We start from the raw sequence: 16,997 nt of genomic DNA on the forward strand, positions 1-16,997 counted from the left end.
GCCGCCAATAAGTGGCAGCGGCTGATCAAGGTTTATAAAAGGTTATTGTGGCTTCTTTTTTCCGTTTGTTTTAGGCTTGGTCTGTTTGCCTGTAAGATCATCAGGCGTTACATCTTTGCCTGTGCCCTGAACGCTTTTTACATAGCTTGCTGTAACATCGCTCGACTGTAAAGATAGTACTGCATCCGGCGACAGGTATGGATATTTGATATCCATAAAGCTTTTGATATAACTTGCGGTAACATCGGCTACGTTAAAGGATATCATCGTTTCGGGCGATGTGTATTTGTAACCGATGTCTATAAAGCTTTTTACAAAACTCGCTGTTATATCGGCCGTGTTGAAAGATATCATGGTCTCCGGCGACAGGTAAGGGTAGTTGATATCCTTAAAGCTCCTCACAAAGCTTGCGCTGATGTCGGCCGTGTTAAATGATATCATGGTCTCCGGCGATAGGTAAGCGTAGTTGATATCCTTGAAACTTCTTATAAAACTGGCGCTGATATCGGCTGTATTAAAAGATATCATGGTCTCCGGCGACAGGTAAGCATAGTTGATATCTTTAAAGCTCCTTACAAAACTCGCGCTGATGTCGACCGTGTTGAAAGATATCATGGTCTCGGGCGAGATGTACTGATAGCCGATATCCTTAAAACTCCTTACAAAACTTGCGCTGATGTCGACCGTGTTAAAAGATATCATGGTTTCGGGCGAGATGTACTGGTAGCCGATATCTATAAAGCTTTTCACATAAACGGCCGAAATATCAACGCTGTTAAAAGACAGCATGGTTTCGGGCGATAGATACTTATAACCGATATCCATAAAGCTTTTCACATAAACCGCCGAGATGTCAGCAGCGTAGAACGAACGCATGGTCTCTAACGAGGTGTAACTGTAGCCGATATCTTTAAAGCTTTTAATATAGACAGCGGTAATGCCCTCGCTGTTCATGGCCGCAAGCACTTGCGGGGTCGGGGCCTCGTTGGCAGTTTTCTGTTCCTCGGTCTCGGTGCTTGGCTTGCCAAATTTTACCGAATAGTTTTTGCCCTTAAGCTTAATGGTGGTGTCTTTAGTAGCTGTGTAAGTTTTTCCGTTAACCTCAAAGCTGAACTTGTTTTTAGCGGTCGGCTGTTGTGGCTTGGCTAATGCGGCCTGGATAGGCTTGTTAAAAATGCAAAGCAATAGTACAAGGAAAGGCACCAGCATCAGGTATTTCCAAATGTTATGCACGTTAGATCGTTTGCTGTTCATCATCATGATACGTCGTTTTAAAAGTGATTGGTTATAGTTTGTTGTAATACGCATGGATAGGTTAGGTACGGCCACTTTTACCAAACTCATTTGATAAGCCTCGGGCTCTACCTGATGGTTATGGATCACCGAGTCGTCGGTCAGGAATTCCAGGTTGCTTTCTATCTCCTTACGGTACAGCCAGGCAAATGGGTTGAACCATTGTACCACCAGCATCAGTTCGGCCAGGATCAGGTCTACACTGTGGCCTTGCTTAATGTGCACCTTCTCGTGCATTAAGATCTGGTTGTAGGTGTCCCAATCGTACTTGGCCGGGTTGATAAAAATGGTATTGCCGAAAGAGCAAGGGGCTTTATCACCATCCAGCTCCACAATGCGGTAGATGCCGTCCTGAATAAATGGCCTTTTATAGGCTTGATACAACAGCGCGATCAGCTGGATCAAAAAGTTAAGCCCGAACGCCGCCACACCGAACCAATAGATCCACACCACCCATTTAATGATCTGCTCGCGGTTAAGGGCATCAGCCTTTGTAGCTACCGGTGTTGCGCCCGACAACTTAGCCTGGTCGGGTTTGGTTGGCACATAATAAACAGTTTCGGTAGTTTGTACCGGTGCTTTTGCAGATGTTTTAACATCAGGCTTTGGCGCAACTTTCGGTACATAAGCCTCAATCGTTGGGGTAGCCCTTAGCGAAAAACGCTCGGCCACCGGGATGAACGGCAGCACAAAGGCCAGCGCCAAACAGCTTAACAAAATGCCGCGGTTGAGTTTATAATAGGTCTCGTTCTGCAGCAGTAGTTTGTAAAACGACCAGCAGGCTGCAAGTAACAAGGCAAGGTGTAGGCTATAAGGTATCATTGTTTTTTATTTTTAATGATGTCCATGATCTGGTTCAGGTCTTGCTCGCTCAGGTTCTCTTCTTTGGCAAAAAAGGCCAGCATGCTAGGGTACGAGTTATCAAAATACTGGCTCACAATGTCCTTCATGGCGTGTTTTTGATAATCGGCTTTGCTAATGAGCGGGTAGTATTGGTAGATATTGCCAACGGTATCATGACCTAAAAATCCTTTCTCTTCCAGGATCTTGATCATAGTGGCAACCGAATTATAATGAGGTTTAGGATCGGGCAGTTCGGGGATGATCTCCTTAATAAAGGCCCGTTCGAGCGTCCAGAATGCCTGCATGATCTGCTCTTCGCGCTTGGCTAATTTTTGCATAGGTCTTGATTTGATAAGACCAAGCTACTACTAATCAATTAGGATTGCAACTAATCGATTAGTATTTTTATTAAAATGCTAATATACAGTGTTTTATTTTATTATTTAGGAAAGCCTCGTTAACGTTAAGAAAACATTTATAGCAAATTATTGATAATGATAATTCCGGTATTTATCTTAGCCTTAGTTCTTTGACAAATCTTACGTTGACAACGATAATATTTAATGTACCGCAGGGTGCTTCTGTAATGCCCGCCTTGCGGCAAGGCGGGCAAAGTAATGATTGTATCAACCGGGCTGAAGTTGATCGAAAATGCTCATGGTAGTTGTGGTGATGGTTGCGGCCCCAGAATGGTCTGGGCAAAACGCAATTGATCATGAAAAAACGTAAGAGAATGCTCAAAAAGCTTAGAAAGCTTTTTGCAAAGAACAGCAAACAACTTTCGAGAACAGAACGATGGATGTTGAAATTACTTATTGTGAAGCTGATAACAAATTATTGGCTAGCAATTTTTTTAAAGTTGCTAACTCGATCATTAATTATTGATGGATACCAAAAGTTCTAAGCCCGGTTCATTATTGTCTTATCTTAATTTAAAAGTTTCTTTTCTTTCTGCACTGTCTCTGTATCCCAACAGATATTACAGAAAAGTAGATCGCCTTAAACAAAAATTTGGTAAAGATCAACTAAATACTGACGGGACTAAGCGTGAACGTAATACTGTTGAACCTTGTATTTACGTAAAGGATGTTCAAAAGAAGCTTAATAGGATTTTACAGCTATACTCGCTTCCCAATTGCATGTTGGGCGGAGTAAAAGGCAGGAACAATATTCAAAATGCTTTCATTCACAAAGATAACCGACACTTTCTAACTGTTGACCTTGAACAATTCTTTAATAATATTTCAAATCGGCAAGTTTTCCGTGCGTTAACGGACAATGGTTTTTCGTGGGAAGACGCAAGGGCGATCACCAAACTTACAACATACGAAAAACGTCTTCCACAAGGTGCACCTACATCAACGGTTTTAGCAAACATGGTACTTTCTAAAACAGCGATCATCCTCGAAAGGTTCTGTGCCGAACACAATATCACATTTACATGTTTTGTTGATGATCTGACATTCTCATCCAAAACTAACTTCAAATATTTATCACGTCAGATAATACGCATAATAAAAGATGGTGGCTTTAAGATCAATGACCGGAAAGTAAAATATTCACATGATCGTTGCGAGATAACCGGGTTGTTTATTTATAAAGGTAAACTCGGGTTAGAAAAAGGAATGTTGAACGATCTAGACAATCCGGGCCGGCAAGCATATGCTAATAAAGTCAAAGCGTACAACGAATTAATAGCGCCATGACATCTAATTTGTTAATTTGCCGGTAAGGGTCACTACGGCTCTTTTAGGGATATTAACTTTTGCGCTATTTACGTTATTTAATTTAAGTTCATCAATTTGAGATGTTACATAGGATGATAGTTGCCCAGCTTTAAATGGTACATCGGCAAGATCGATATTCACCTCTTCTGTGTTTTGGTTGACCACAACTATCACCAATTCCCGGCCTTTTTTATAGGCCGATACCATTAACGGTTTGGCTAAGCCATCCGCCAGTACCGAGACATCTACCCGCACCGAACCCGGTTTGATAAAGCGACTGTAGTTGCCCAACACCCACAGCATTTTACTTGTATAAAAGTTGCCGTCGGTCTTATTTTTGTCTACGTAGATCAGGCCGTCCTTATAATCATAGGCCGATATTGCCAGCCACCACTGCCAGGCCGAGGCATTGGCTACGGCCAGATCGGTATGGATCACTGAGGCCATGTACAAGGCCGCATCCATGCCCAGATCGCGTTTGTTGCCGTTGATCTCGCCCGCGTTATCGCCAAGGATACAGTATTCAGATTGCCAAAAGTCCAGCCCTTTGATCGCGGCTACGCTATCGGCCAAAGCCTTGCGCATTTTTATCGACGACGCCAATGGCGAAGTAGTAAAATAACTATGGGCTGTGACGGTATGGGCCACAGTTGGCAAGTTGCCAATGTAGTTTGCAGATCCCAGCCTGAAGAAGTCGGCTATTTGCATGCCTTTACCCGGCTTATTACTTTTGGTGTACAGGTAGTTGATCTGCCCGGCTTCGGCTATGATCAGTTTAGACTTTATCTTACGGTTAGTAAATACTTTATCCATCACCTTCACTGCGCCGGCTATTTCTGCATTGGTGTAGGGGCTGCCCTCCTGTTTATTATCGCTCCAATCCCATTGAGGCTCGTTAAACGGACTGATGTAATTGAATTTGATCTTGGCGGTCTTCTCTACGCCTTTCACCACATCGGCCAAGTAGGTAGCAAAATCGATATACTTTTCTGGGGCGATATTCACCTTGCCTTTATCGGCAAAGGCCCTGCCGTTAATGGTAAACTTTACCGGCGGACTATTAGTAAATCCCAAAAACTCCTTCACCCCGCGTTCCTTTGCCGCTTTTAAGAACCATAACTGCCCGGCCTGCTTTTGCCAGTTGTAAAATCCGTCAGCATTGTAGAACGACTCCGCACGATGCCACTCATCGCGGATACCGCCCTCGCTGCCCTGTTCGGTACTGCCCGCGCCGATATTAAAACGCCACATGTTCAGCCCGATACCTTTGGGCGAACCGTCCGCTTTATTTTGGGTACTGAAAAGCAGATCAGCAATAGCATTACGTTTGGCATCGGGCCAGTTACCCACAAACTGACAAGCCCAGGCATCCGACGCGCTAAAATTGCTGATGGCTTGATAAGTTTTACCCGGGTCGATGCTGATCTTTGCCTCTTTGGTTTGGGCGATGGCGGATGAGGTCATCGCCATGGTTAGGCCGATAATCAGTATATTTTTTAGCGTAGTGCGTAGTATCATAAATGTCTTAAATATCGGCTAAGGCCAAAGGGCTTAGTTTTATTTTTAGGGTGTTTTGGGAGCCCGTCGAACCATAGTGCGGCGGGCTTAAGCTATGCATTGTGGCAATGCCCTCCCCACGTCACCCTTCGACAGGCTACCCATGACGTGTTGTGGAGATCTGTTTTTTTTTCTCTCCCGACAGTGGCACGGCTTCAGGTGAGGTGGTCAAATGCGTTGGGCGTGTGCGCGCCTGGGCTTTGACCGCCTGCAGGGTAAAGGCCTGTGCGAAGAAGCATTGGCACTGTCTTGATCTTTGGTTCTTTCTATCAAGAGAAAGAACGGTGGTTGCATAGTTGCCAATTTGTGTCCACGTCATATCATCTTCATGGTCCGACGAATCTAATAATTCAGGGTGACGCCCCCGTTGTTTCCCGATCGTAAATTTAAGCGATCGCTCCGCTTATCTTCAATACAAAAGCGATCTTGCCCGGTGCTTGCGTTGGCAACGTCACCTTTAACCCGGCGGTGGTTTGCTCAAAGCCGATCGGTTGGTTGTGTCCTAATAACTCCACCTTATTAACTTTTCCTGCCGATGCCAAACTCTTGATGACCGCCGAACCGTCGGCCGGCCAGCCCAGCATGGTAGCGTAAAGCGTTTTACCTTTGGACACAAAGCGTATATCGGCCGCGGTGAATGGTTTGCCCTTGCCCTCGTTAAAGCCCTGGGCACTCAATGGTGCGGTGTTCTCTAAAGCAGGGCCTTCGCCGAAGGTGGTCCATGGGCGGGTGCTGTAGATGGATTCACTGTTTACAGCCATCCACTCGCCAATGCCTTCTACAATGGCGCGTTCCTTTTCATCAATGGTTCCGTTGCCACGAACGGGTACGCTTAGCATCAGGTTGCCATTTTTGCTTACCACGTCTACTAAGGTATGGATAACTGTTTTGGCCGATTTGTAGCCATTGCGGTCGTAAACACCACGATCGTAATGCCAGCTGCCTATGCAGGTATCTGTCTGCCATGGCAAAGGCTCGGTTTTGTTACTTTGCCCGCGTTCAATATCCCAAACCATGCATTTGCGCTGTTGCTCGTTCAGTATCTTGCCAAAGATCACCGCTTCTAACTTGCCGTGTTTTTTGATGCTGTTATTATACATGTGGGCGGCTATTCTTAAGCCTACGTCACTAACAGGCCATAGCGGCAGTGCGGTATCGTCAAAATAGACGGCGTCGGGGCCATATTTATCTATCAACTCAATTGTGCGTTGATAAAACTTTTCGCAATATGCTTTTGATGGGGTAGACGCGCCGTTCCCCCAATCCCATTGGCCATGTATAGCACCGCCATCGGCAGCGCGCTCACCAAGCGGATGGTTCTGGGCATATAATTCTTGCGGATCTTCACCCTCCCACCATTTGCCGACACCACCTGCTTTGGTCAGGTTACCATCGTAAGGCACACCTGCCAACGGTCCTTTTTTATCCGACCGTTGGGCAACCTCCATCCATTGCCAGGCATGGGCGGCATGTACGCTCACGCCAAACCTTAATCCATGATCCTTTGTGGCTTTGGCCCAGCCTGCAATAAGGTCTTTCTTAGGCCCCATGCGAGTGGAGTTCCATTTTTGATGCTTGCTTTTGTAAAGGTCAAAATTATCGTGATGGTTGGCCAATGCCATAAAATACTTAGCACCGGCTTTTTTGTACAAGCCTACCAACTCTTGCGGGTCCCATTGCTCAGCCTTCCATTCATTGATCACGTCTTTAAAACCAAATTTGGACGGATGCCCGTATTTTTCTATGTGTGCCTTATACTGCCAGCTACCTTCTTCATACATCCCGCGGGCATACCAATCTCCACGCTCGGGCTGGCATTGCGGCCCCCAGTGCGCCCAAATACCGAACTTAGCATCACGGAACCATTCCGGCACCTGATATTGGGCTAATGATTCCCAGGTCGGTTTAAAAGTATCGGCATAGGGGGCTTTCAATAAACCGCCGGCATAACTTTTAGATACGTACAAAGCTGCGGCACCGGCCGCCAGTTTTTTTAGAAGGGTTCTTCTGTCCATAATTGGTAATTCAACAATTAGCTGATCCATCAAAATTATTTGGATGCACGCCTAAACATTAGCTTATATCCGACTTTATTTTGCATATATCCGATCTTTATTTAACTTGCCTACACCGAACATGTCTGCACAAAACCAACATAGCTTCTCGCTCCTCAACGTAGACCAGGTACGGCTAACCCGCAAGTGGAATTATCAAAATGTGATCAGTCCGTATTGCCGTATCTATTATATTGATGAAGGCCGGGGCGAACTATCCGACCACTCGACCTCACTCGTTTTAGAACCGGGCTATCTTTACATCATCCCCAGTTTCACACTATGCAGTTTAAAGTGCGATGAACGCCTTGGCCAATACTTCGTGCAGTTTTTCGAGGAATCGGCAGATGGCGTTTCGCTGTTCGTTAACCAACGCAACATTGCTAAGGTAAAAGCTACTTCTTTAGACCAAGCCCTATTCGACCGCTTGCTCGAGGTGAACCCTAACCGCGGCATCAACAGGTCTGATGATCCCCGCATTTACGAGAAAGAGATCTTTTATAAGGAGTACCAACAATACAACGATCAGCAGACCCGTGCCCGTGGTTTAGAAACGCAAGGCATTATCACCCAACTAATATCCCGTTTCCTGATCACACCTACCAAAGATCATATCAAACCCGAGGCCATCCCCGGCAAGATCGCTGATGCGCTTAACTACATCCTCCTCAACCTGCACCAGGAATTATCGGTGGAGCTGTTAGCTTCGCGAGCTGGTCAGAACGTCGATTATTTCTCCCGGATATTTCAACAGCATACTGGTATGCGGCCGTCAACGTTCATCAACCAAAAACGTATCGAAAGGGCCAAATACTTGATGGATAACGGCAGCCTGACCTTGCCCGATATCAGCAGGAAGACCGGATTTGAGAGCGTAGCCTACTTCTCGCGGGTCTTTAAGCAGATCACCGGGCTATCACCCCGCTATCACCGCAAACAGAGTTGATCAGTCTAACTCGATCATCGCTTTGATCACGCCTGTTTCCGGTTTCAGCCAGCTTGCAAAGTTATCAGCCACCTTGTCAAATTTCACCGTATGGGTGATGTAGTTGGCCGGATCCACCAGTTTGTTTTTCATGGATGTGATCACTTGGTCAAAATCCTGTTGGGTGGCGTTACGGCTGCTCATCAAAGTGGCCTCGCGCTTATGGAACTCGGGGTGGTTAAAGCTGATATCGCCTTTTTGCAGACCGATCAGCACAAACCTTGCCCCATGCGCCATGTATTGGAAGGCGTTGTTGATGGCTTTCAGGCTACCCGTCGCATCTATTACTACCGTTGGCATGTCGCCGTTGGTGATGTCTTTTAACCGTTCGGTCACGTCGTCGGTCAGGGCGTTGATGGTATATTCTACCTTTAGTTTATCCTTGCAAAAATCCAACCGTTGCTGATTAATATCCAGGGCGATCACTTGTCCGCCGGCAATTCGGGCAAATTCCATGGTGCCTAAGCCTATCGGGCCGGCACCGATCACTAACACGAACTCACCCTGCTCAACACCTGCCCGGCGGATGCCGTGGGCACCAATGGCTAAAGGTTCCACTAAAGCCAGTTCATCTACACTTAAACCATTAGCAGGCAGCAGTAAACGGGTAGGAACGGACAGCAGTTCGGCCATGCCGCCATCAACGTGTACGCCTATCACCTGCATATTGGTGCAGCAGTTGCCTTTGCCGGATCGGCAGGCTATGCAAGTGCCGCAATTGATGTAAGGCATCAGGGTAACCAGATCGCCCGGTTGATGAGTGTCGCTATCCGTGCTCACCACTTCGGCGGCTAACTCGTGACCTAAGATCCGCGGGTAACTAAAATAGGGTTGCGTCCCTTCAAAAGCGTGCAGGTCTGTCCCGCAGATGCCGATGCGTTTGATGCGAATGATGGTATGACCGGCCTTTAATTTGGGCGCGGCTATATCGTTGTAGGTCAGTTGGCCGGGATGGGTGCAAACTAATGCTTTCATGCTTGTGGAGTGAATATGCAATTATAGGCTGATGAAGGTTTAAAATAAGTTCGTGTATTGGCGATCTGTTCAACAAAATTAACAGATATACTTATGCCCTTAGGGCCGTTGTTGCTATAATTCATACTTCGATGTTCTTTATTATTTTAAAAAGAAAATAATACATTAGCAGTTAAATTTTCTACCCGCTTATGACTAACAGATTTGACCGTAACCTGCGGATGGGCTACGGCTTTTCCTTATTGATGCTGCTGGTGGTCGGCCTGGTATCATATCTTACGCTCAATAGTTTGCTCAGCAGCAATCGCGCCGTGGCGCATAGCGGCGAGGTGATGCAGCAACTGGAAAAACTGCTGTCGGTAATGAAAGATGCCGAGACCGGTCAGCGTGGTTATCTGTTGACGGGGCGTAGCAATTATTTAGAACCTTATAACGGCGCCTATCGCGCAGCGGAAACCACTGTTCAGCAGCTTCAGGATCTTACCTCAGATAACAAAGAACAGCAAACCAACATTGCAGCCATACGCGGTGTTTTACGCCAGCGATTAGATATTTTGCAGGAGATGGTGACCAAAAAGCAACGTGGCGAAGCTATTGGTCCATCGGATCTGGATGCCGGCAAAGCGGCCATGGATGCCCTGCGCGATGCCGTGGCGAAAGCTGAAGACCACGAGCAACAGTTGTTGAAAGAACGTAATGCCACGCTGGACACCTATTCTACGATCACACCTATCTTCATCATCGCTGCTATATTATTAGCTTTAGGCATCACCGCATACTCATACCGCCAGGTGGTTGGCGATGTACGAGAGAAGGACCGCCTGCGCAACGAATTGGAGGCCAGCGAGGAAGAGACACAGGCCCTGAACGAGGAACTGACCGCCGCTAACGAAGAGATAACCGCCGCCAACGAGGAGCTGCAAGCCATCAACGAAGAATTGTGGAGCGCCCGCGAGGAACTGGCTACCACCAACGTATCGTTAGAGGGCAAGGTGAACGAGCGGACCAAATCGCTGCAGGATACCGAAGAGGAGACACAATCCCTGAACGAGGAACTGACCGCCATTAACGAAGAATTGGCCGCTACCAACGAGGAGCTAATGGCTACTAATGAAGAACTGGCCGAAAGCAAAGGCCAGATGCAGCTAATGCTCGACGAGTTACGCCTGGCCGAGGAGCGTAGCGCCAAGCTGGTAGCTATTGTGGAGTCATCCGACGATGGCATCATTGGTAAAGACCTTGAGGGCAACATCACCAGCTGGAACCGTGGTGCCGAGCATATTTTTGGTTATTCGGAAGCCGAGATCATAGGCAAGTCGGTACTAACGCTGATCCCTGAGGACCGGCAGGACGAGGAGCCTGGGATACTGGCCCGCCTGCGTAACGGCGAAAAGATAGACCATTACGAGACCATCCGCAAGACCCAGGACGGACGGCTGATCGATGTATCGCTCACCATATCGCCCATTAAGGATAAAGATGGCAAGGTGACCGGCGTATCTAAAATAGCCCGCGATATATCTGAGCAAAAACGCGACGAGCAACGTAAGAACGATTTTATTGCCATGGCCAGTCACGAGTTGAAGACCCCGCTTACTTCGCTCACCGCCCTGATACAGGTGCTGCAACTAAAACTCCGCGACAGCGAAGAAAGTTTTGTACCCAATGCCTTAGACAAAGCTGTGTTGCAGACCCGCCGAATGAGCAGTTTGATCAGCGGTTTCCTGAACGTGTCTCGCCTTGAATCGGGCAAGCTGGTGATCGAGAAACAACGCGTGGACCTGAGTACCCTGATCCGCGAGATGATATCCGAAGTAAGGTTATCCGTTACCGGGCACACCTTTGTTTTTGACAGTCCTAAAGAGATAGCGCTTAGCGCCGATAAAGAAAAGGTAGGCTCGGTGATATCCAACCTGCTATCTAACGCGGTAAAGTATTCGCCTAAAGGCGAGTTGGTGACCATCGACTGCAAAGTGGTCAACGGCGAAGCCGTAGTGAGCGTCAAGGACGAGGGCATGGGCGTTAAACCTACAGATGTCCCGCGTTTGTTCGATAGATATTACCGGGTGGCCAGTGAGCACACTAAACATATTTCGGGATTTGGCGTGGGGCTTTACCTCAGCGCCGAGATCATTCGCCAGCATGGCGGGCGGATATGGGTAGAGAGCGAAAAAGGCGTAGGTTCTACTTTTTATTTCACGTTGCCGATAGCTTAATTAGCCACCATTAATCGCTCAACCGTCTGTACCAATTCAGTAAGATCGAAAGGTTTATTGATCACTGCGTCGCAACCATAGATAGTTCGCAGATCTTGCCCGGGGTTTTGATAAGCGGTAAAAATGATCACCGGTATCTGTCCAAGTGTTGGGTGAGCTTTTAATTTGTTACAAAGTTCTCCACCATTCCCGTCGGCCAATCTCAGATCCATTAAAAAAAGCTCAGGTTTAAAATCAACAGCTTCGGTAAGTAGGTCTGCTGCTTTACCAATACCGCGCACATCAAATTGCTCATACGATAAAACTTCGGTGACCATTTCCAGTATATCCTGGTTATCGTCCAGTACTAAAATTTTCTTCATAGGTAGCTATAGTATTGGCGGTTAGCATGAAAAGCTGAAAGCGATGTAGTCTTGCAGGAAGAACCGATAGTAAGGCTCCGTCTTATTCTTAGACCGGGAACAGAAATGATCATCAATACCTATCAAATATCGTGAATAACATTCGAATATGCAAGCAAGTTGGAATGTTTATTAATTTGAACGATAAATTTAATGCGATATTTAGTGCTTTATCGAATTTTCTTAGAACGTTTCTAAATAGACAATAATCTGACAATTGACTTCATCGGTGTATATCTTTCGCTATAGATCAGATAACTTTGCGCGAAATTAATTTTTGATATACATGAGTCAATTTAAACAAACCTTCAACTCGTCGATCGGTAAAAAGCTGATCATGGCTTTAACGGGCTTGTTTTTGTGTACGTTCTTAATTGTACACCTTGCGGGTAACCTGCAGCTATTCCAAAACGATGAGGGTTACGCGTTCAATGTTTACGCGAACTTCCTTACGCACTTCCCGCCGATAGAGGTTATCGCGTATATTTTGTATGCGTTCATCGTTATCCACGCGCTTTACGCGTTGATCTTAACGATCAATAACCGCAAGGCCCGTCCGGTGCAGTATGCTCATCAGCCTAAATCGCCAACATCATGGGGTTCAAAAAATATGGGCTTGTTGGGTTCTATCTTGTTGTTGTTCATTGTGATACACATGAGCGACTTTTGGTACAAGTATAAATATACCGATACGGTAGGTTTTAAAGAATACCGCACCAACGTATTGAGCAATGAACGCACCGTTACCGATTTTGTACCGGAGTCCAAAGAGTTCGAGCATTCTTACACAACCGAGAATGATGTAGAGGTAGTTCGTGTGAAGGACCTGCACAAAAAGGTTTCTGAAAGCTTTAGCCAATGGTGGTATGTGCTGATCTATGTGATCGCGCAGGGTGCTTTGTCATTCCACTTGCTGCACGGGTTCCAGAGCGCATTCCGTACTTTGGGTTGGACGCACCGCAAGTACACCCCGATAGTTGAGCAGATCGGTATCTGGCTTTTCGCGGTGATCATACCGTTGGGTTTTGCCGCTATGCCGGTAGTTTATTTTTTTATGGGTAAATAAGTAAGCGCTAAGCTTTCTGATAAATTATATACAACATGGAGTTAGATGGTAAAGTGCCTGCGGGCCCGTTAGCTAACAAATGGAGCAAGTACAAATTCGACCTTAAACTGGTTAACCCTGCCAATAAACGTAAGTACGATATTATTGTGGTAGGTACCGGTCTGGCTGGTGCATCTGCTGCGGCATCGCTTGCCGAGTTGGGTTACAACGTTAAAGCGTTCTGCTTTCAGGATAGCCCCCGCCGTGCGCACTCGATCGCGGCACAGGGTGGTATCAACGCTGCTAAGAACTATCAAAATGATGGTGACAGCGTGTTCCGCTTATTTTACGATACGATTAAAGGTGGTGACTACCGTGCCCGTGAAGGTAACGTGTACCGCCTTGCCGAGGTTTCGGTAAATATTATTGACCAGTGTGTGGCACAAGGTGTCCCTTTTGCCCGCGAGTACGGCGGTCTGTTGGATAACCGTTCATTCGGTGGTTCGCAGGTATCACGTACGTTCTACGCCCGTGGCCAAACAGGACAGCAATTGTTATTAGGTGCTTATTCTGCACTTAACCGTCAGATCAATGCCGGTAAGGTAAAAATGTACACCCGTACCGAAATGTTGGACGTGGTAGTTGTTGATGGACATGCCAAAGGTATCGTTACCCGTAACATGATCAACGGTCAGATAGATACGCATTCAGGTCACGCTGTATTGTTGTGTACCGGTGGTTACGGTAACGTGTTCTACCTGTCAACCAACGCTATCGGATCTAACGTAACAGCTGCATGGCGTGCGCACAAACGTGGTGCGTTCTTCGCTAACCCATGCTATACACAGATCCACCCTACCTGTATCCCGGTAACCGGTGATCACCAGTCTAAGCTGACCCTGATGTCGGAATCGTTACGTAACGACGGACGTGTTTGGGCACCTAAGACCGTGGAGATCGCACAAAAATTGCAAAAGAAAGAGATCACTGCCGACCAGGTTAAAGAGGACGACCGCGATTACTTCCTGGAGCGTAAATACCCTGCCTTCGGTAACCTTGTACCGCGCGATGTAGCTTCACGTAACGCTAAGGAGATGGCTGATGAGGGTAAAGGTGTAGGTGCATCGGGCTTAGCTGTTTACCTTGATTTTGCCGATGCGATCAAACGTTTGGGCGAGGACACAGTAAGGGCTAAATACGGTAACCTGTTCGATATGTACATCCAGATCACCGACGAGAACCCATATAAACAACCAATGCGTATCTATCCTGCGGTTCACTATACTATGGGTGGCCTTTGGGTTGATTATAACCTGCAAACATCTGTTCCGGGCTTATTTGCTTTGGGCGAGTGTAATTTTAGCGATCACGGCGCTAACCGCTTAGGTGCGTCTGCTTTGATGCAAGGCTTGTCTGACGGTTACTTTGTGATCCCATTCACTTTAGGTGATTACCTGGCTAAACAAGGCCCTAAAAAGGTTGACGAGAACCATCCCGCTTTTGCGCAAACCAAACAGGATGTGATCGACCATGTAAATAAACTGATCAGCTTAAAAGGTACAAAGACCACCAACGAATACCACCGCGACCTTGGTCACATTATGTGGGAATACTGCGGCATGGCCCGTACCGAAGAAGGTTTGATCAAAGCCAAAAAGATGATCCAGGAATTGAAAGTGGACTTCTGGAAGAACGCGATCATCGTAGGTAAGAACGAAGAAGTGAACGCCTCATTAGAGCGTGGCGGTCGTGTGGCCGACTTTATCGAGCTTGGCGAACTGATGGTAGACGACGCTTTAATGCGCCGCGAATCATGTGGTGGCCACTTCCGCTTAGAATCGCAAACAGACGACGGCGAAGCATTACGCGACGACGAGAACTTTGCCTTCGTAGCTGCCTGGGAATTCATGGGTGAAAACCAGCCTGAAAGATTGAACAAAGAAAAGTTAGAATTTGAGGCTGTACACTTGTCTCAACGTAATTACGCGTAAGGGAGAGAATCAAGAGACAAGAATCAAGATTCAAGACCAAATAGTAAGGAATATTAAATTAAAGGAAAGAATAAGCGGTTTGTAGTCAGTCTTGACTCTTGCATCTTGATTCTTGACTCTAAATCAAAACTCAAACAAGATGAGTGGAAATATGAAACTGACGCTTAAAGTATGGCGTCAAAAAGATGCGAATAGCGCAGGTAAAATGGAAACCTATCCGGCCGATAATATCTCGCCTGATATGTCTTTCCTGGAGATGCTTGACGTGGTGAACGAAAGCCTGATCCACAAAAACATCGAGCCGATCCATTTTGATCACGATTGCCGCGAAGGTATCTGTGGCATGTGTTCGTTATACATTAACGGTCAGCCACACGGTCCAAAGCGTGCTATCACCACCTGTCAGCTGCACATGCGTAGCTTTAAGGATGGCGACACCATCACCATTGAGCCTTGGCGCGCTGCCGCTTTCCCCGTGATCAAAGACTTAGCGGTAGACCGCTCGGCATTTGATCGTATCCAACAAGCGGGTGGCTATATCTCGGTGAATACCGGTGCGGCGCAAGATGCTAATAACATCCTGATCCCTAAAGTGATCGCTGACGAAGCCTTTAACTCGGCTACCTGTATCGGTTGCGGCGCTTGCGTTGCTGCATGTAAAAATGCTTCGGCCATGTTGTTCGTATCGGCTAAGATCACTCAATTAGGTCTGTTACCACAAGGCCAGCCTGAGCGCTACCGCCGTGCACAAAGCATGGTAGCACAAATGGACGAAGAAGGTTTTGGTAACTGTACCAACACCGGCGCTTGCGAGGCAGAGTGCCCTAAAGAGATCAGCCTGACCAACATCTCCCGCATGAACAACGATTTCCTAAGCGCGAAACTATTCCGCGAAGAAGAGATCGCGCATAGCGGAGAGTAATTTCAGAGATGATCTTCGGTAGAGACACAATACCTCGTGTCTTCCGTATGATATTCAAACAAGTAAGGCGACCCCAAATGGATCGCCTTACTTGTTTATAAGCATGCCCGTACAAACAAAGTCTACTACGCCGTCAAAAAAATGTCCGCTTTTATCTCCGGAATGATCCCCTTCTCCAGCGCCGTATCGAACATCAGCTTGATCGCTTTACGCCCTTCTGCGCCCAGTTCTACCGAGTATTGGTTCACATAAAGGTCGATGTGTTTATACATTACTTCTTCGCTCATTTCCTGTGCGTGGCTGCGGATAAATTCCAGTCCCGATTTAGGGTTAGCGAACGCGAATTCTACCGACCGGCGTAACACGCGGTTAAGTTTATGGAGCACATCCTCGGGCAGGTTACGATTGGCTACGATACCCCCTAACGGGATAGCGCAACCGGTCTGCTTTTCCCAGTAGTCGCCAAGGTCGATCACTTTTTTTAGGCCCTTATCTAAGTATGTAAAACGGTTCTCGTGAATGATAAGGCCGATATCAACACGTCCGTCTAATACAGCGTTCTCGATATCCGAGAAGACCAGTATCTCTTTATTAACTGCTTCAGGAAAGGCTAATCCTAACAGAAAATTAGCGGTGGTGTATTTACCGGGGATACCGATCTTAAAGTTAGGGTTAGCTTTCAGGTCATCTACGGAGATATCTTGTTTAGATATCAGCATCGGCCCAACACCAAACCCTAACGCGCTGCCGCTATCTAATAATACATAACGTTCGGTCATGTAGGCATAAGCGTGATAGCTTAGTTTGGTCACATCCAGATCACCGCGAAAGGCTTTTTGGTTAAGCGTTTCTACGTCCTCATAAAACACCTCAAAGTCCAGCCCTTCGGTATCTATCTTATGATGGATCAGCGCGTCGAAAATAAAGGTATCGTTAGGGCAGGGAGAAAATCCGAGGGTAAGTTTCATAGGATGCGGGATCATATCTT

At 46.8% G+C, this 16,997-nt stretch carries 13 protein-coding genes; 6 read left to right on the forward strand and 7 right to left on the reverse strand.

Annotated elements, in window-relative coordinates:
- Positions 1–42: 42 nt before the first annotated feature.
- The gene (locus IRJ16_RS07080; protein WP_194110824.1) at positions 43–2,115 is read right to left on the reverse strand and encodes a M56 family metallopeptidase; all 2,073 of its coding nucleotides are present in this window, start codon (positions 2,113–2,115) and stop codon (positions 43–45) included.
- Complete coding sequence (locus IRJ16_RS07085) at positions 2,112–2,474, reverse strand: BlaI/MecI/CopY family transcriptional regulator (RefSeq protein ID WP_194110825.1); 363 nt, start codon at positions 2,472–2,474, stop codon at positions 2,112–2,114. Before IRJ16_RS07085 ends, IRJ16_RS07080 begins: the two co-directional genes overlap by 4 nt.
- Positions 2,475–3,020: 546 nt before the next feature.
- On the opposite strand from IRJ16_RS07085, the gene IRJ16_RS07090 reads away from it, so the two are divergent.
- Positions 3,021–3,842 (forward strand): reverse transcriptase family protein, encoded by an 822-nt coding sequence (locus IRJ16_RS07090; protein ID WP_194110826.1) that lies wholly within the window; start codon positions 3,021–3,023, stop codon positions 3,840–3,842.
- Positions 3,843–3,845: 3 nt separating this feature from the next.
- Here IRJ16_RS07090 and IRJ16_RS07095 read toward each other — a convergent pair whose 3' ends face one another.
- Both IRJ16_RS07095 and IRJ16_RS07100 read right to left on the reverse strand, forming a co-directional pair.
- Positions 3,846–5,381, reverse strand: coding sequence for a glycoside hydrolase (locus IRJ16_RS07095; RefSeq protein ID WP_228079919.1), 1,536 nt, complete (start codon positions 5,379–5,381; stop codon positions 3,846–3,848).
- Positions 5,382–5,806: 425 nt separating this feature from the next.
- Positions 5,807–7,435 carry an alpha-L-fucosidase gene (locus IRJ16_RS07100; protein ID WP_194110827.1) on the reverse strand — a complete coding sequence of 543 codons (1,629 nt, stop codon included), beginning with the start codon at positions 7,433–7,435 and terminating at the stop codon, positions 5,807–5,809.
- 121 nt (positions 7,436–7,556) lie between these two features.
- On the opposite strand from IRJ16_RS07100, the gene IRJ16_RS07105 reads away from it, so the two are divergent.
- The gene (locus IRJ16_RS07105; protein WP_194110828.1) at positions 7,557–8,420 is read left to right on the forward strand and encodes a helix-turn-helix domain-containing protein; all 864 of its coding nucleotides are present in this window, start codon (positions 7,557–7,559) and stop codon (positions 8,418–8,420) included.
- Here the strand turns inward: IRJ16_RS07105 and IRJ16_RS07110 are convergent, their stop codons facing one another.
- Positions 8,421–9,434 carry a zinc-binding alcohol dehydrogenase family protein gene (locus IRJ16_RS07110; RefSeq protein WP_194110829.1) on the reverse strand — a complete coding sequence of 338 codons (1,014 nt, stop codon included), beginning with the start codon at positions 9,432–9,434 and terminating at the stop codon, positions 8,421–8,423.
- 191 nt (positions 9,435–9,625) lie between these two features.
- Between IRJ16_RS07110 and IRJ16_RS07115 the strand changes: the two genes are divergently transcribed.
- Positions 9,626–11,650, forward strand: a complete 2,025-nt coding sequence (locus IRJ16_RS07115) for a CHASE3 domain-containing protein (protein WP_194110830.1) — start codon at positions 9,626–9,628, stop codon at positions 11,648–11,650.
- On the opposite strand, the gene IRJ16_RS07120 is transcribed toward IRJ16_RS07115, so the two are convergent.
- Positions 11,647–12,012, reverse strand: a complete 366-nt coding sequence (locus tag IRJ16_RS07120) for a response regulator (protein ID WP_194110831.1) — start codon at positions 12,010–12,012, stop codon at positions 11,647–11,649. The genes IRJ16_RS07115 and IRJ16_RS07120 overlap by 4 nt on opposite strands.
- A 325-nt stretch (positions 12,013–12,337) precedes the next feature.
- Here IRJ16_RS07120 and IRJ16_RS07125 point away from each other — a divergent pair, with 325 nt between their 5' ends.
- From IRJ16_RS07125 to IRJ16_RS07135, 3 genes are all read left to right on the forward strand, one after another.
- Positions 12,338–13,117, forward strand: a complete 780-nt coding sequence (locus IRJ16_RS07125; protein ID WP_194110832.1) for a succinate dehydrogenase cytochrome b subunit — start codon at positions 12,338–12,340, stop codon at positions 13,115–13,117.
- 35 nt (positions 13,118–13,152) lie between these two features.
- Entirely contained in the window at positions 13,153–15,087 is a 1,935-nt protein-coding gene (locus tag IRJ16_RS07130; RefSeq protein ID WP_194110833.1) for a fumarate reductase/succinate dehydrogenase flavoprotein subunit, read from the forward strand.
- 139 nt (positions 15,088–15,226) lie between these two features.
- Positions 15,227–16,009, forward strand: coding sequence for a succinate dehydrogenase/fumarate reductase iron-sulfur subunit (locus IRJ16_RS07135; protein WP_194110834.1), 783 nt, complete (start codon positions 15,227–15,229; stop codon positions 16,007–16,009).
- A 125-nt stretch (positions 16,010–16,134) separates the two neighbouring features.
- Here IRJ16_RS07135 and IRJ16_RS07140 read toward each other — a convergent pair whose 3' ends face one another.
- Entirely contained in the window at positions 16,135–16,977 is an 843-nt protein-coding gene (locus IRJ16_RS07140) for a menaquinone biosynthesis family protein (protein ID WP_194110835.1), read from the reverse strand.
- Between the last annotated feature and the right edge of the window lie 20 nt (positions 16,978–16,997).

The organism is Mucilaginibacter myungsuensis, assembly GCF_015222005.1.
Classification (GTDB): domain Bacteria; phylum Bacteroidota; class Bacteroidia; order Sphingobacteriales; family Sphingobacteriaceae; genus Mucilaginibacter; species Mucilaginibacter myungsuensis.

What these genes read in the sequence shown, in the direction of transcription:
- IRJ16_RS07085 (WP_194110825.1), bottom strand. Translation starts at nt 2,474, where the DNA reads ATGCAAAAATTAGCCAAGCGCGAAGAGCAGATCATGCAGGCATTCTGG.
- IRJ16_RS07140 (WP_194110835.1), bottom strand. Translation starts at nt 16,977, where the DNA reads ATGAAACTTACCCTCGGATTTTCTCCCTGCCCTAACGATACCTTTATT.
- IRJ16_RS07080 (WP_194110824.1), bottom strand. Translation starts at nt 2,115, where the DNA reads ATGATACCTTATAGCCTACACCTTGCCTTGTTACTTGCAGCCTGCTGG.
- IRJ16_RS07120 (WP_194110831.1), bottom strand. Translation starts at nt 12,012, where the DNA reads ATGAAGAAAATTTTAGTACTGGACGATAACCAGGATATACTGGAAATG.
- IRJ16_RS07095 (WP_228079919.1), bottom strand. Translation starts at nt 5,381, where the DNA reads ATGATACTACGCACTACGCTAAAAAATATACTGATTATCGGCCTAACC.
- IRJ16_RS07090 (WP_194110826.1), top strand. Translation starts at nt 3,021, where the DNA reads ATGGATACCAAAAGTTCTAAGCCCGGTTCATTATTGTCTTATCTTAAT.
- IRJ16_RS07110 (WP_194110829.1), bottom strand. Translation starts at nt 9,434, where the DNA reads ATGAAAGCATTAGTTTGCACCCATCCCGGCCAACTGACCTACAACGAT.
- IRJ16_RS07125 (WP_194110832.1), top strand. Translation starts at nt 12,338, where the DNA reads ATGAGTCAATTTAAACAAACCTTCAACTCGTCGATCGGTAAAAAGCTG.
- IRJ16_RS07130 (WP_194110833.1), top strand. Translation starts at nt 13,153, where the DNA reads ATGGAGTTAGATGGTAAAGTGCCTGCGGGCCCGTTAGCTAACAAATGG.
- IRJ16_RS07135 (WP_194110834.1), top strand. Translation starts at nt 15,227, where the DNA reads ATGAGTGGAAATATGAAACTGACGCTTAAAGTATGGCGTCAAAAAGAT.
- IRJ16_RS07115 (WP_194110830.1), top strand. Translation starts at nt 9,626, where the DNA reads ATGACTAACAGATTTGACCGTAACCTGCGGATGGGCTACGGCTTTTCC.
- IRJ16_RS07105 (WP_194110828.1), top strand. Translation starts at nt 7,557, where the DNA reads ATGTCTGCACAAAACCAACATAGCTTCTCGCTCCTCAACGTAGACCAG.
- IRJ16_RS07100 (WP_194110827.1), bottom strand. Translation starts at nt 7,435, where the DNA reads ATGGACAGAAGAACCCTTCTAAAAAAACTGGCGGCCGGTGCCGCAGCT.